The organism is Pseudothermotoga lettingae TMO (assembly GCF_000017865.1).
GTDB lineage: Bacteria > Thermotogota > Thermotogae > Thermotogales > DSM-5069 > Pseudothermotoga_B > Pseudothermotoga_B elfii.
Genome location: NC_009828.1, coordinates 574,795 through 589,091 on the forward strand (window position 1 = coordinate 574,795; position 14,297 = coordinate 589,091).

At 38.2% G+C, this 14,297-nt stretch carries 16 protein-coding genes and 1 tRNA gene; 13 read left to right on the forward strand and 4 right to left on the reverse strand.

Annotation, left to right across the window (positions count from 1 at the left end; all coding sequences use genetic code 11):
• Window positions 1–3 precede the first annotated feature (3 nt).
• The 4 genes from TLET_RS02790 to tsaD all read left to right on the forward strand — a co-directional run bounded on the left by TLET_RS02790 (window position 4) and on the right by tsaD (window position 4,382).
• Window positions 4–945 (forward strand): DNA polymerase III subunit delta, encoded by a 942-nt coding sequence (locus tag TLET_RS02790; RefSeq protein ID WP_012002592.1) that lies wholly within the window; start codon window positions 4–6, stop codon window positions 943–945.
• Entirely contained in the window at window positions 942–2,093 is a 1,152-nt protein-coding gene (locus TLET_RS02795; RefSeq protein ID WP_012002593.1) for a TIGR04013 family B12-binding domain/radical SAM domain-containing protein, read from the forward strand. The genes TLET_RS02790 and TLET_RS02795 overlap by 4 nt, the downstream gene beginning before the upstream one ends.
• 82 nt (window positions 2,094–2,175) lie before the next feature.
• Window positions 2,176–3,390 carry an ATP-dependent Clp protease ATP-binding subunit ClpX gene (clpX, locus tag TLET_RS02800; RefSeq protein WP_012002594.1) on the forward strand — a complete coding sequence of 405 codons (1,215 nt, stop codon included), beginning with the start codon at window positions 2,176–2,178 and terminating at the stop codon, window positions 3,388–3,390.
• On the forward strand, window positions 3,390–4,382 hold the full coding sequence (gene tsaD / locus TLET_RS02805; protein WP_012002595.1) for a tRNA (adenosine(37)-N6)-threonylcarbamoyltransferase complex transferase subunit TsaD: 993 nt from the start codon (window positions 3,390–3,392) through the stop codon (window positions 4,380–4,382). The genes clpX and tsaD overlap by 1 nt, the downstream gene beginning before the upstream one ends.
• On the opposite strand, the gene TLET_RS02810 is transcribed toward tsaD, so the two are convergent.
• Both TLET_RS02810 and TLET_RS02815 read right to left on the reverse strand, forming a co-directional pair.
• The gene (locus TLET_RS02810) at window positions 4,348–4,605 is read right to left on the reverse strand and encodes a DUF370 domain-containing protein (RefSeq protein WP_012002596.1); all 258 of its coding nucleotides are present in this window, start codon (window positions 4,603–4,605) and stop codon (window positions 4,348–4,350) included. The genes tsaD and TLET_RS02810 overlap by 35 nt on opposite strands.
• A 12-nt stretch (window positions 4,606–4,617) precedes the next feature.
• Complete coding sequence (locus tag TLET_RS02815; protein WP_012002597.1) at window positions 4,618–5,076, reverse strand: flavin reductase family protein; 459 nt, start codon at window positions 5,074–5,076, stop codon at window positions 4,618–4,620.
• A gap of 40 nt (window positions 5,077–5,116) precedes the next feature.
• On the opposite strand from TLET_RS02815, the gene TLET_RS02820 reads away from it, so the two are divergent.
• The 8 genes from TLET_RS02820 to TLET_RS02850 all read left to right on the forward strand — a co-directional run bounded on the left by TLET_RS02820 (window position 5,117) and on the right by TLET_RS02850 (window position 10,962).
• Window positions 5,117–6,037 (forward strand): ABC transporter ATP-binding protein, encoded by a 921-nt coding sequence (locus TLET_RS02820; protein WP_012002598.1) that lies wholly within the window; start codon window positions 5,117–5,119, stop codon window positions 6,035–6,037.
• Between the two features lie 11 nt (window positions 6,038–6,048).
• On the forward strand, window positions 6,049–7,215 hold the full coding sequence (locus TLET_RS02825; protein ID WP_012002599.1) for an ABC transporter permease: 1,167 nt from the start codon (window positions 6,049–6,051) through the stop codon (window positions 7,213–7,215).
• Window positions 7,208–8,263: an ABC transporter permease gene (locus TLET_RS02830; protein ID WP_012002600.1), complete on the forward strand. Its 1,056-nt coding sequence runs from the start codon at window positions 7,208–7,210 to the stop codon at window positions 8,261–8,263. Before TLET_RS02825 ends, TLET_RS02830 begins: the two co-directional genes overlap by 8 nt.
• A gap of 11 nt (window positions 8,264–8,274) precedes the next feature.
• The gene (locus TLET_RS11015; protein WP_012002601.1) at window positions 8,275–8,469 is read left to right on the forward strand and encodes a DUF6485 family protein; all 195 of its coding nucleotides are present in this window, start codon (window positions 8,275–8,277) and stop codon (window positions 8,467–8,469) included.
• Between the two features lie 334 nt (window positions 8,470–8,803).
• Window positions 8,804–9,133: an HD-GYP domain-containing protein gene (locus TLET_RS02835; protein WP_228369043.1), complete on the forward strand. Its 330-nt coding sequence runs from the start codon at window positions 8,804–8,806 to the stop codon at window positions 9,131–9,133.
• A 310-nt stretch (window positions 9,134–9,443) separates the two neighbouring features.
• A tRNA-Asp gene (locus TLET_RS02840) sits at window positions 9,444–9,521 on the forward strand.
• Between the two features lie 52 nt (window positions 9,522–9,573).
• Complete coding sequence (locus TLET_RS02845) at window positions 9,574–10,116, forward strand: hypothetical protein (RefSeq protein ID WP_012002602.1); 543 nt, start codon at window positions 9,574–9,576, stop codon at window positions 10,114–10,116.
• Between the two features lie 3 nt (window positions 10,117–10,119).
• On the forward strand, window positions 10,120–10,962 hold the full coding sequence (locus TLET_RS02850; RefSeq protein ID WP_028843389.1) for a hypothetical protein: 843 nt from the start codon (window positions 10,120–10,122) through the stop codon (window positions 10,960–10,962).
• A gap of 4 nt (window positions 10,963–10,966) precedes the next feature.
• Here the strand turns inward: TLET_RS02850 and TLET_RS02855 are convergent, their stop codons facing one another.
• Both TLET_RS02855 and TLET_RS02860 read right to left on the reverse strand, forming a co-directional pair.
• Window positions 10,967–11,965, reverse strand: coding sequence for a D-cysteine desulfhydrase family protein (locus TLET_RS02855; protein ID WP_012002604.1), 999 nt, complete (start codon window positions 11,963–11,965; stop codon window positions 10,967–10,969).
• Entirely contained in the window at window positions 11,966–13,075 is a 1,110-nt protein-coding gene (locus TLET_RS02860; protein WP_012002605.1) for an alanyl-tRNA editing protein, read from the reverse strand. It lies immediately after the preceding gene.
• 59 nt (window positions 13,076–13,134) lie between these two features.
• On the opposite strand from TLET_RS02860, the gene TLET_RS02865 reads away from it, so the two are divergent.
• Window positions 13,135–14,292, forward strand: coding sequence for a DUF401 family protein (locus tag TLET_RS02865; RefSeq protein WP_012002606.1), 1,158 nt, complete (start codon window positions 13,135–13,137; stop codon window positions 14,290–14,292).
• Window positions 14,293–14,297: the final 5 nt, after the last annotated feature.

Here is a 14,297-nt window from a genome sequence, read left to right on the forward strand (position 1 = left end):
AATTTGGCAGTTATTTTTTTGAGTGGAGATGCTCGAGTTCTAAAAGATGAATATGTGGAAGCACTTTGCAGGAAAAAGATGCTGAAGAAAATTAAAATTTCTCTTGAAGAATCTAAAAGAATACCAGAGCTTGTTTCTCAAATGGGATTGTTCTCTAAGGATTTTCTAATAGATGTGGTGGATTTTGACGAATGGAAGAAGGTTGATCAAAAAGAATTGCTTCAACAACTTTCATCGAGCAATTTCTTAGCTGTGCTTAGAACATTTTCTACTTCCAGAAAAACAGATGTGATTGATTTCTCTCTTCCCAAACCTTGGGAAAAGGAAAAATGGATTGAGTATATAAGCAAAAGGTTCGAAAAGAGCTCTTTGGAATATAATTATGAAGGAGTAGAGAAATTCTTTGATTTTGTCGGAGCTGATGATCTTCTCATAGAAAGAGAAACGGAAAAACTTGCATGTATTGGTGAAAAGGTTACTCCAGATATAGTGTCTCTGGCAGTATGCAATTATTCAAAAATTCAGATGGAAGAGTTTTGTTTTGCAGTTTCTACATTGAACAGGCATGCTCATTACTTGCTTCATGATATGTCTTTTTATACCGAAATCGTTGCTTTAGTAAATGTCCTTAGCAAACACTTTGTCGATTTGTACAGGATACTTTCTGCTGTTGAAAAACGTGATAGTTATTCTTGGATGTATATAAAGAATATATCTCAAAAACTGAATATACCCGTTGTAAAATCGGCTAAATTTCTCGGTTTTTCCTTTAAAAATCAGCCATCTTCCATAAACCACGTTAAGATTTATAGTTTTGAAAAATTGAGGATTATATTAAGGCAACTTCAATACCTGGATCGTGAAGTTAAATCCTCAGAATACCGCCTGATTGCTATCCATGTTTTCATAGATTTCGTATTTCGTCTCATGGAGGGCGAAACTTGAAGATAATTTTTAGATTTCACAAACACAACAGATACAGCTTGATACCCCTTATCGCAGCGATTCACGACAAATTTCCATCAATTGAGATGGCATTTGTTGGCAGCCTAAATGAAATAATGAACATTTCTCCACCTGCTGTTGTTGCTTATTCGTTCATGAGTTTTGACGTTGATTGGGTATCTCAAGAGGTAAATATTTTGAAGAAAAAGGGATACGCTTTGATAGCGGGCGGCCCTCATGCAACTGCAAAACCAGAAGATGTCATCAGAATGGGGTTCGATCATGTCTTTAAGGGTGATGGAGAGGAAAATATACTGCTCTTTCTCAAAGGCGAAAGGAGCACTGTTTTTGATGGACTTGTTAAAAGGATTAATATAGATGAATATCCTCCATTTTGTAGCGATTTGGATCTGTTTATGCCTATTGAGATAACCAGAGGTTGCCCATTTGGATGCGCTTATTGTGAGGTTTCACTAATAGGTGGCAAAAAACCAAGGCATAGAAGTGTTGAGTCGATTGTTCACCATTGCAAAAGTGGTATAAATAAATCAAGATACATTGCAAGATTCATTACACCAAATGCGTTTGGATATGGTTCAGATGGGATGAAAGTTAACGTTGAGGCGATAGACAACTTGCTGTATAATCTGAAAAAAGTAGGAATGAAAGAGATTTATTTCGGCAGTTTTCCATCAGATGTTCGACCCGAGTTTGTCACTGATGAAGTGTTGAAAACAATAAAGAAATATGTCAACAACAGATATATAATCTTAGGTGCACAGAGTGGTAGCGACAGAGTTTTAAGATTGATAAAAAGATTCCACACAGTTGAGCATGTCGTCAGATCAGCCGAGATTGTTTTAAATAATGGGTTTGTTCCACGCGTTGATATTATTTTTGGATTTCCATTTGAAAACGAGGATGACCTGGCAAAAACATTTGATCTCATAAAAAAATTAGTTAAGATGGGTTGCAAAATTCATGCCCACACATTTATGCCCTTACCAGGGACAGAGTTAGAGTCATCTGGCCATGCTGTTCTCCCAGAGTGGGTGAGAAGGGAATTGAGCAGGTTTGCACAGGAAGGAAATCTCGATGGTTACTGGGAAAAACAGCTGTTTTTATCCAAGTATTTATCCGAGCTTTAAATTTGTTTTGCTAATCTTTCTGTGAAATTTTATTAACATCTACAGGGTTCTTATATGTTACATTTGTTTTGGAGGGAGACAATTGGCAGAAAAATTCTGTTCTTTTTGTGGAAGATCTGCAAATCAAGTGAATAAATTAATAGCTGGGCCCAATGCATATATATGCGACGAATGTGTTGAGCTTTTCCATGATTTATTAGTCACCGACAAAAGGGTTAAAAGAGAAAAGAGGCGCGAGTTGCCAAAACCGGCTGAGATAAAAGCCGAGTTAGATAAATATGTTATAGGTCAGGAAAAGGCGAAACGTGTAATTTCAGTTGCTGTTTATAATCATTATAAAAGAGTATTTTACGAGAGTGATAATGATGATGTTGAAATAGAGAAATCCAACATCATGTTAATTGGTCCAACTGGAAGTGGAAAAACTCTGATAGCAAGAGTTCTGGCAAAAATCCTTGATGTTCCTTTCGCTATTGCAGACGCGACACCTTTAACAGAAGCCGGTTACGTAGGCGAAGATGTGGAAAATGTCATATTGAGACTGCTTGAAGTGGCGCATTTTGATGTGGAGAGAACACAGTATGGGATCGTCTACATAGACGAAATTGACAAAATCGCGAGGAAATCTCCCAACCCATCTATAACAAGAGATGTCTCGGGCGAGGGTGTTCAGCAGGCACTTTTAAAAATTGTTGAGGGAACAGTTGCAAACGTACCACCGCAGGGGGGGAGGAAACATCCTTATCAGGAGTTCATAAAAGTCGATACTTCTAATATATTATTTATAGTTGGTGGAGCTTTTGATGGACTTGAAGAAATCGTGAAAAGGCGCATACAAGACTCTTCAATGGGATTCGGGGCGGATATAAAGAGCAAAAAGCGTATGAGGCTTGGTGAAATTCTTTCTCACGTGGTACCTGATGATCTTGTTCAATATGGGATGATTCCAGAGTTTGTTGGACGTTTCCCGGTGATAGCCACACTTGATGATCTTACTGAGGAAGATCTGGTAAGAATTTTGAATGAGCCTAAAAATGCCATTGTAAAACAATACAAAAAATTATTTCAGCTTGACAATATAGAGCTGGAGATAACAAAAGATGCACTTTACGCTATTGCCAGAAAAGCACTTACGAAAGGAACAGGGGCACGTGCATTAAAAGGTGTTTTCGAAGAAGTAATGATAGATGTGATGTTCGAGATACCTTCGACAAAAAATGTCGAGAAAGTGGTTGTGACAAGAGAATCTGTTGAAGGAAAGGAAAAACCAAGAATAGTTATGAGGGAGATAGCTTAGTGCCATCAATTCTCGCGATTGAAACCTCGTGTGACGAGACATCAGTTTCTATTTTGAAAGATAATCAGATACTTTCGAATATTATTTCATCCCAGATAGATATTCATGCTGTTTTTGGTGGTGTCGTGCCAGAAGTTGCAGCAAGACACCATTTGAAAAACCTGCCACTCGTTTTTGAAAAGGCTATTCAGCAGGCAGATATTTCACTTTCCCAAATTGACGCAATAGCTGTTACAACTGGACCAGGTCTTGCAGGAAGCTTACTTGTTGGAATCTCTTTTGCCAAAGGTGTAGCGATAGCCTTGGAAAAACCGCTGATCGGTGTTAATCACCTGCTGGCTCATGTTTTTGCTGCAAAACTGGCTTTTTCTGAGCTTGAGCCGCCCTATTTGGCATTGCTTGTTTCTGGTGGGCATACGGAACTTCTCATGTTTGAGAACTCTTCAATTAACCCTGTTTTGCTTGGAAGAACACTTGATGATGCTGCAGGAGAGGCCTTCGATAAGGTGGCAAGGCTTCTTGAAATTGGATATCCCGGTGGTCCGGCGATAGAACAGCTCTCTTTAACGGGAAACCCTTATAAATATCGATTTCCGAGAGCAATGTTGGAGGAAGGCAACTTGAATTTCAGCTTCTCGGGGGTAAAAACATCGGTTTTGTATACATTAAAAGAAAATGAGAAAATTTGCAAGCCTGATATAGCAGCTTCCTTTCAGGAAGCAGTAGTAGATGTTCTTATCGAAAAAACAGCCATGGCTGTTAGAATGACAGGTATGAAAAAAGTTGTGGTTGTGGGGGGCGTTGCAGCAAATTCAAGACTCAGGGAAAAAATAACCTTCTGGGCAAAGGAAAATGATCTTCAGATATATATTCCTCCTAAAAACTTGTGTACCGATAATGCTGCAATGGTTGCAAGAGCAGCAATAGATCTTATGAAAAATGAAAGTTATGCCTCACTCAATGTGACTGCTGATCCTGCTCTTTCTTTTTAAGAAGCTTCTGCCTAACCTTGTTTACTTTCTCACCAAGCAGAAAAACATGGCCACTATCTGTAATCACGACGGTTCTTGCCTGTGCACCATAAGTAAGGTTAAGTGTCTTGTTCGAAAAATTTGCTGCTTCTCTCATCTGCTTTGCCATTACACTGTTCAGCGGTATTACTGCTTTGACTCTATCTTTGTTCACAAATACACCTCTGGTTATCTGAATGAACATTGTGATCTCTCCTTAAAACCAGTCTCGCATGGAGAAAATCATTGGTTCTCCATTTTTCAAAACTTTATGGTTTAAAACAGTGGCATTGTAGATCACGTGATCTCCCGATGAAAGTTTTCCAGAAAGTTCGCATTCAAAATAAGCCAGGATTCCATTAACGATTGGGAGTTTGAGCTTTTCACTCTCAAACCAATCAACTCTGGAAAATTTGTCGATATCTCTGCTCGATTGATAACCAAATATTTTAGCGATATCTTTTTGAGAATTATCAAGTACCTGAACTGAAAATTTTCCGCTTTTTTCTATTAATTCTGCGGTTCTTCTATCAGGACCAAGAGAAACAGCTATCATTGCTGGTTTGAAAGAAGATTGCATAACCCAGGCGGCCGTTAAGCCTGCCAGTTGATTTTCACAACATGTTGATACAAGGTAAACACCCTGCAACAAATAATCAAAAGCACTCTTTCTCATTAGACCACCCTGCTAATATACTACCATAAGGGGGGATGGGATGAAAGCGATAATTGTCAAAAATCTCAAAAAATACTACGGAGCGGTTAAAGCTGTTGATGATATAAGTTTTGATGTGAACCAGGGTGAAGTGGTTGCTCTGCTTGGGCCCAATGGTGCTGGCAAGACGACGACTATTGAGATACTCGAAGGCCTCAGAAAAAAAGATAGCGGAGAAATTTACTACTTTGACAGAAAAGTTGATCATATAGATAAAGAGATAAAAAAGCGAATAGGGGTCCAGCTCCAAAAAACAGCTTTTTTCGAATATCTCACGGTTCAGGAAACTGTGGAACTTTTTGCCGGTCTCTATGATATGAAAGTTGATAAAAAAACACTTAAAAATCTTGTGGAGCTCGTTTCACTTGGTGAGAAAGCTAAAAGCCGGGTGAAAAATCTTTCCGGTGGACAGCTCCAAAGATTGGCGCTTATAACGGCTCTCGTTAATGAACCTGAGATTATATTCCTTGATGAACCAACGACAGGCCTCGATCCACAGGCGCGCAGATATGTTTGGCAAATTATAGAAACACTCAAAAAACAGGGAAAAACAATTCTGCTGACAACCCATTATATGGAGGAAGCAGAAAGACTCGCTGACAGAGTTTTAATAATGGATCACGGAAAAATAATTGCCTCAGGTACTGTTTGGCAACTGGTTGAATCTTTGAATATGGATAGTTATATTGAGTTTACTGTAGATGATGCGGAGAAAATAGCAGAATTGAGAAAAGAAATTGATGGAATGGAGATTTTAGAAGAACAGAGGGCGGCATTAGCCACAAATGATGTCGAAGAAACTATTCAGGTGTTGTTGAACAGAGTAAAGCAAATGGGATTTCAAATCGATAACATAACAATTAGAAGGCCAAATCTTGAGGATGTTTTCCTGCATCTGACAGGCCGGTACCTCAGAGATTGAGGTGGACCGCGATGCGAATACTGAAGCTTTCTAAATTTCTCTTTTTCAATGAAATACGCGAATTTAATGGATTTTTTTGGCCAATAATTTTCCCTGGAATTCTTTTTTTTATACTCGTTTCGATATTTTCAGGTGTTTCAACGGAAAGCTACTCAACAACGTTCAGCTTGGCAATTGTTGAAGAAGAACAGCTTGCCGGATTTGGAAAAATTCTTGAAAGAGTGCTCGATCAGATTCGGCCCGATCCTTTTCAGGTGGCGTATTTCCAATCTTTTGAAGAGGCAGAAAAAGCGTTGAAAAGCAAAAAGGTGGATTTGATTCTGCGCATCCCTGAAGGTTTTAACGTCAAACTAATGCGGGCTGTGTTATTTTCCGATGCGCCGGCAAAGATTGATCTGTATACACTTTCGAATTACTATGAATCTTCAACAGCTGCGCAGATATTAAGTATGATCTTTCAGCAAGTAGATTTGAGCATATCCAGGCAGATGAAAAATCAATCTGCAGAATATGTCTCAGTTGAGGCAAAAACTGTGGCTGTTGAAAAAGAAACCGAAAATGAATTTCATTATGCTACATATATTTTCCCCGGCATACTGCTGATGTCTGTTCTTTCTATAGCTGTGTTTAACTTACCGTTGACGCTTATTTACAATAGATATGAGGGAATAAACAAAAAATTGCACACTACTCCGGTTGGTGTGCTCGATTACTTCACTTCATTAAGTTTGAGTCTTGTCTCGATGATGATTATCTCATGTGTGGTGGTTTATTCGATGGGCATCTTTATTTACGGTGTAAGCCATAATTGTTTAAGTGGGGAATTTCTGGTTAAATTGTTTTATGCAATGATAGTCTGTTCGGGTTTGGGGATAATGATAGCATCATTCTGCAAAAAAATTTCGACTGCGATGGTTATTTCTCAGATATCTTACCAGATTTTGATGTTCCTTGGTAGCTTTTATTTTCCTGTTTTGAATTATAATATGCCTGAGTTCTTGAAAGTGATCGCCAGAATGCTGCCAACCACATATCTGGTTGAAGATCTCAGGGTTTCTCTCGGGTATAATTTCTACTCTTTCTCTGCCTTTGATCTGTGGGTACTCCCGGGTATTTGGTTTGCCATCTCCATGCTTATTTTTATGGTAAATTTCAAGAAGGTGATGGGATATGAGTAGACAATTTAGCAGCTTTCTTAAAGCATATATCTTGGAATCTTTGAGAAATTCTGTTGAGTTATTTTTTTCTGTTCTTTTTCCAATAGTCTTTCTTGTAATATTTGGGTTCATGTTTTCAGATACATCTCCATCAAATAAAACTTTGGGAGTTTTTTTTGACAGAGAGATTTATTACTCAGAACTTGAAAAGCTTGAGAACTGGGAATTGAAATCATACAGTGATACAGAACAATTACTCACAGATATCAAAAACGGAAAAATTCCACTCGGGGTAGTTGTTAAAGATGAAAATGTAATACTTTACTATAGCCGGAGTGAAGTATCTATCCTCGGAGATATGAAAATTTTGCAATCATCTCTTGTTCCCATAGTTGAGAAAGCTCTGAATTCTGCAAAACAATATCTTGCGGTAAATGTATCTCAGATTAGCCAGACTGGAATAGATGTATCGGAATTCGATTACATGATGATGGGGGTTATCGCATTATCTTTGTTCTCCAACGGCATGTTTTCGATGGTAACAGTTTTTGGTAGGTATAAAAAGCAGAATGTTCTCAAACGCCTTATGACAACAGGTGCTGATCCTATGAATATACTGGTGAGCATCTCGTTTGTAAGGCTTGTTATGAGCTTTATATCGCTCGCTATGATCCTCTTCATATCCAAATTAATTTTTAGAAGCAACATACAATTTAACTGGTTTTTCTTAGTACCTTCGATTGTTTTTGTTACCCTTGGCATGATGGCAATAGGAATCTTAATCGTTGTCCTTTTGAAAAATCCAAATGCTGCTTCAAATGCCGCTTCTGTCATGAATGTGATCATGGTGTTTTTTTCTGGTATTTATTTTCCCGTAAGATTTATGCCGCCGTACATTCGCTGGATTGCTCACATCTCTCCTGTGAAATATGCGGCAGATCTTTTGAGATTTGCAGCCAATGCTCAGCAGATGAGTTTTGCATTTTACTTGATAGTAAACTCCGTTTTCTTTGCCTGTGGCATAATAGGGTTGATATTTTCTTCCAAGATGTTCATGAAGCCCGAATAGGAGGAATACCTGTGAATTGCGTAAACAAGGAAAGAAACCTCAAAAAGTGCAATTGTTCTTATCCCGGCTGCCCCCGAAAAGGAATTTGCTGTGAATGTCTTTCTTACCATCGGTCTCATGGTGAATTACCGGCGTGTTATTTTTCTGACGAAGATGAAAAAAGTTGGAATAGGTCAATAGAGTATTTTGTTTCGAAAAATAAATAGCCTTGAGTGATACCACTTGAGAAAGTTATTGCGCCTTTTCTTGTGCTCTTTTGCTACTTGGATTTGTGAATAGTAGATGGTAGATCGAGAGCTACTTAAATAAAGCAACTTTCCCGGAATATCCTCGAATCGCAAATATATAGCGAAGGATCTGAGTGTTATTTTCACTGAAATGATATGTTTGAAGCATTATCAAAAAAATTTCTGGAAGCTTCAATACGTGTTTGGGCTTTCCGGCGTTTTCTTGTCTCTTAAGTATTTATCAGCTTCGGTTATTCAGTATTTTGCGCCAGCTTTGCATCATATATAACGCTTAAAAGGACACCTGTCTTTCATCTCACCTTCAAAAGAATGGGCTTTCTCTACGGAAGGTAAAGAAGAAAAATTTTCAAATGAAGGATTTGAAGTCATGAAAATTCATTCAGTGATAAGGGCTCAAATTGTTGAAAGGTTTCTCGAACTGAAAAAAATTGCTCAGATTATCAGGCGTCATCAGGAGCACATGAATGGTTCTGGTTATCCAGAAGGGCTCAGAGGTGATCAAATACCTTTTTATCTCAGGTGCTCGCTGTTTGTGATGTTTAAGCACTTTGATAGGAAACAGACCTTAAGAAAGGCTTATTCATCTGTTCAGGCTCTAAAAATCGTGAAAAAATGCCATTAAATCAATCTTTCGTTGATAGTTTGAATAAATGTATTGCCAGAAAATGGCTGCAGATGGAGATTAGATTTATCCCTGTTGAAGTTTCGTGCGCACGCCAGTGTTTCCATAATATAATATACGGAACGGTAAATCAGAAAAATTGAAATTAAATCTTTTAGAGAACGATTTCTCGATGTTTTGAGAGCAAATAAACTGTTCAAACAGAGTGAAATATGTGGTTGTATTAGAGTTTTTACGGCCATTTTACTGAAGAGAAATCTGATAAGGTACTTGACTTTCTACCGATTTTCTGTCAAAATAAATTGGTGTTGGGGACGTGGTGCAGCTTGGTTAGCATGCCGGTCTGTCACACCGGTGGCCGCGGGTTCAAGTCCCGTCGTCCCCGCCAGAGGGAGGCAAATGCCTCCCTTTTATGTTATAATTCAGTTAGAGGTGACTGCGTGAAGCTTCTTCTTGGGAGACAGATTGTCCTGAAGGAATTTCCTCTTATAGATCTGGTGATATCATGGATTGAAGAGCCAGTTGCTGGAGCTCTTGCCTATCTCATCGGTAGCGATAGAGGCTATATGTATATACTTGCTAATTCTGAAGATATACATTACGGCAGCGGACTTGATTATCTTGACACAATTTACGGTAAGATAGCCGTAATTTGTTCTGATAAAGATCTATCGTGGAAGGTATTCAAAAGTGCAAAAACCCATGAAGCCTTGCTTGCTGTGGTTTTTAAGTATCTGGAAAGCTATGATGATTTATTTTTGACCAAAACTATTTGCTGGGGGTCCAGCCGCGAGTTCAATATACCAGTTGTTTTAATTGCAAATTATAAGGGAAATTTACATCATCAGCTGTGTGTGCCAAGTCAGGGAGAAGATAGATCAGGAATAATTTTTGATTCGACAACCACATGCGTGGTAGAAGCGAATATGTTTGAAACTGACGATGGAGTGATGTTCCGTATCCGAAGTTTCGCTGAGGGCTGATTTTTGGTGAACCTGGTTCGATTTTTCTTACGTTTTTTGCTTAACGATACAAAGTTGAGATATTATTCGAAGTTTTTAGAAGAGCCACTGCAAAAGATGACGTCTGGAAATGTCGTGAGAGTAGCTGTCATACAGATGAATTATTCTCCGGTGTCTGGAATAGGTAATTTCGTAGAGTTGATAAATCAATACCTGGAAAAAATGAGAAATTTCTCTCCACAGATAATTGTCTTTCCAAATCTATTGGACACAATTATATTTGGTACATTTCCCGCTTTCTTTTATTTAAAAGGCCGGCGCACCGTTAAATTGATTAAATCGTGCTCTTCGATAACGAGTTATGCATGTGAGAAAATCATGGCAGAGCTTTCGAATAAGTGGCAATGTACTGTTGTTTTTGGAACAACAGTTGGACAATTTGTTTATCACTGTGGTGTCAAACAGAAAAACGTTTTCAGCACTTCAAATTATAAAATTGCAGTACTGCCCAAGCGAGATATAGTTAATAGTGAGAAGCTGGAAAGATACATTAAAGATGGAGTCAGGATAATAGCGACCACTGGATGCGGTGTGGTGGATTTCAATGAATGGGACGACAGGTTTTCCATGTGGGTTCATTCTCAAATGGTTGGTTTTTACGGCTTGTGGTCTCTTATGAGTGGTATAGTTTTTGGGAAAGAAATCAAAGGAAGAGCCTGTGTAACAGCCCCTGTACCAATAACGAGATCCCAGGATGGGTACATAGTAAAGAGCGATACACTGCAGGGTGATGTAGTTTTGCTGGCAGAACTGGATATGCAAAAAATAGATTTTTTTCTTCTGTCAAGAGCAGTTTCTATTTACTAATTTTTCATGCTTCAGTAAATTTTGCTGCCTGAGCAAAGAGCCCAAAGATCCCTCCTGTGTGAATAAATAAAACAGTCTGATTTTCCTTGGAAATCTCCAGCATGCCTCTGAATGCCTTGGCTGTGTACACAGGATCAAGTATTATACCTTCTTTACAAGCAACATATTTTATACATTTGATATCTGATTCTGATGGAATGGCGTAAGCTGGTCCACTGAAATCATCAATTATTTTTATTTCTTCTCTATCAACGCATGTATCGATGCCGTACTGCTTCATGCCTTTTATTATTTCAAAAACAGTATTTGTAAATTCTTCCCTGCTGGTCTTTGTCACATTAATGCCGATCACTTTGGTTTTATATCCCATATATCTGAACCCAGACAGTAAACCTGCGTAAGTTCCACCACTACCCACTGCACAATACACAGCATCTACTTCATTTAAATCGATTTGCGAAGCCATCTCTGATGCAGCAAGGAGATATCCCATTGCTCCAAGTGAATTTGAACCACCAACTGGTATTGTGTAAACTCTGTGCGATTTTTTCTCGTAGTGTTTCTTGTATTCTTCATACACTTCTTCAATTCTTGCATAGTCTTTTGAATTGACAATAACTATTTCTGCTCCAAGCAATTTGCATAGCAGGAAGTTGCCATTGCTGTGCATTGCCTCGTCTGTTTTGAAAACTGATTGCATTTTGTTATCCAGAAGATCTGGTGGATTCTCTCTCAGAAATAAAACGGGTTTTAATCCAAGTTTAACAGCCATGTGGGCTGTAGCACGGGCGTGATTTGATTGAATTCCTCCACACGTAAACACCACATCGCAGTTTTTTCTCAATGCATCGGCAAGAAGAAACTCAAGTTTTCTTATTTTATTTCCGCTTGAAATAAATTCGGTCATGTCATCTCTTTTCACATATATATTTCTTCCATACTGTTTACTCAATCTTGACAAAAACTCAACAGGCGTGGGAAGTTTCGCAAAAGAAAGTTTCATTTATATCACCCCTAAATAGTTATCAATCAATGAGAAAATTTTGTTTATTGGTGCAGATGTCTTCAATGAACCTTTTTTGGTTCCACCGCCACCAGCTCCTTGAGTTTTTTCCCTCAAAAAAGCTATCAATTTTGAACAGTCTATTTTTTCTGAGCTGAACTGATATCCGTCTGACGTTTTACAGATCAGTAAATCACCCTGAAAATATTTTGGCAAAAACCTGGCAACATCGTCAAAGCCATTATAGACTGAGACATTTATTCCTTTTATTTTGTGCGTTTCGAGATCTTTCGATAGATATTTTGCATATTCTTCAGATATGCGATTTATTAACGCTGCCTGGTCCTTAACTTTCTCAAGCAGGATCCGAGTGCGCGCAGGCATTTCGCTAACAGAGCTTGTTAAAAGTGTTGAAAGCTCTCTTAACACAGAAACTCTAATTGAATAATCTCTCAAAGCTCTGTTACCAGCTAAAAAATATACTCTTGTCAAAGTTTTTTTGACTTTTTCCCATGAAACAATTTTAATAATACCGATTTTACCAGTGTTTGAAACATGAAAACCTGCACACGCTGATAAATCGAAATCCCCGATTTTGACGACTCGAACAATCTCACCAACTTTTTCACTCAGAGATTTTCTGAGATTTAAATTTTTTGCAGATTCTATATTTGTCTCGACTATCTCTACTTTTATACAACTCCTCACAATCTCATTTGCCATTTCTTCCACTTCCTGAAGAACCACCTCTGTAATCTGAGGAACATCCAGATCAATTGTTGAGAATTCTTCTCCCATGTGAAAGCTTAAAGTCTGAATATCTGCTACTCTGAGAAAAGATGCCGAGAGGATGTGCTGTGCAGAATGCTGAATAGCTATATCTTTACGTCTTAGATAATCGATTTCAAAGGTGTGTTCACCAGGTTCAACAGGTGCATCAAGAATGTGACATATTAATCCTTCCCTTTCTTCAACACCCAGAACCAATGCTGTATCTATTTTTCCTCTATCTCCAAGCTGACCGCCTTTTCCATCGGGGTAAAACGGACTTTTCTCAGCAAAGGCAAGAAATTTATCGTTTTCTTCACGAACTTTTTTTATCTTGATCATACGTTTTTACCTCCTTCGCTTGTAAAATATTCCCAGCGCTAAATTGAGGGGGTCTGAATTTGGTAACCGCTTCTGTTATGATATCGCTTTTTACTATAATCTTACTTCAAAGATTCACAAAAATCCTCATAATATCTATGATATCAGGTTTCATGGTCTTTGCTTTGTTCAATAGGCAGATCTTCTTTCATATGATCAAATTGTTAGGTGCTTCACTGAGTGATGGGTCTTTTTTAACATTAATACCAAGTATTTTTTTGATATATTTTCTTGGGGAGTTGATGAGTGTTTCGAGAGATTCTGATGGATTCTCACAATCCGTGCAGAAACTCTTTGAGGGTTCACGGGGTGCATCGGTTTTTATACCAGCCATTGTAGGCTTGATGCCTATGCCAGCTGGTGCGATGTTTACCGCTCCGATGATTGACCAGATAGGTTCTGACATGAGTAAGCTTGAAAAAACAACTGTGAATTATTGGTTCAGGCACTGTCTTGAGTTTTTTTGGCCAGTCTATCCTGCCATGTATTTGCTGGCCAGTTTAATAAATATGCCGATAGGAGTTGTTTCTCTAAGATTGTTTCCCCTGTTTCTTGTTGCGTTCTTATCAGGATGGGTTTTTTTCAATGGATTCAATTTTCCAAAGTTGAAAAACTTAGAATTGAGTGAATGGAAAAAATTATGGCCTATAGCTGTGATTCTTTCAACAGGGTTAATGATCTTGTTGTTCAAGTTAGAAGGGTGGGTCGCACTGACAATTGCCACCGTATTTTATGCATCAATACGTAACAAATATATCTTAGAAGCCTTCAAGAGGGCAGTTAGAAAACTTGATATTATTTTCATATTGATAATCGTTTTCCTTTATAAGCATTCTATGATTGATTTACAAATAGGACAGAAAATGAGTGAGGAACTTTCAAAAATCGGGTTCAACGTGTTGTTGATAGCTATACTACTGCCTCTTATAACCGGCATGTCAACAGGGCTGACCCATGCCGCTCTTGGAATTTCACTACCAATAGTAATGAGTATGGGTGGTTATCGTCTCGGTTTAGTGACATATGTTTTTTCCGTCACAGGTGTTTTGCTCTCACCAGTTCATCTGTGTCTTGTTTTGACAGCAAACTATTTCAAGGTTGATTTTATCAAGGTGCTTGGAAAAATTTTAATACCTATACTAATTATTTCAGTCATAACGGTGGTTTTTTATCCTTAAATTGG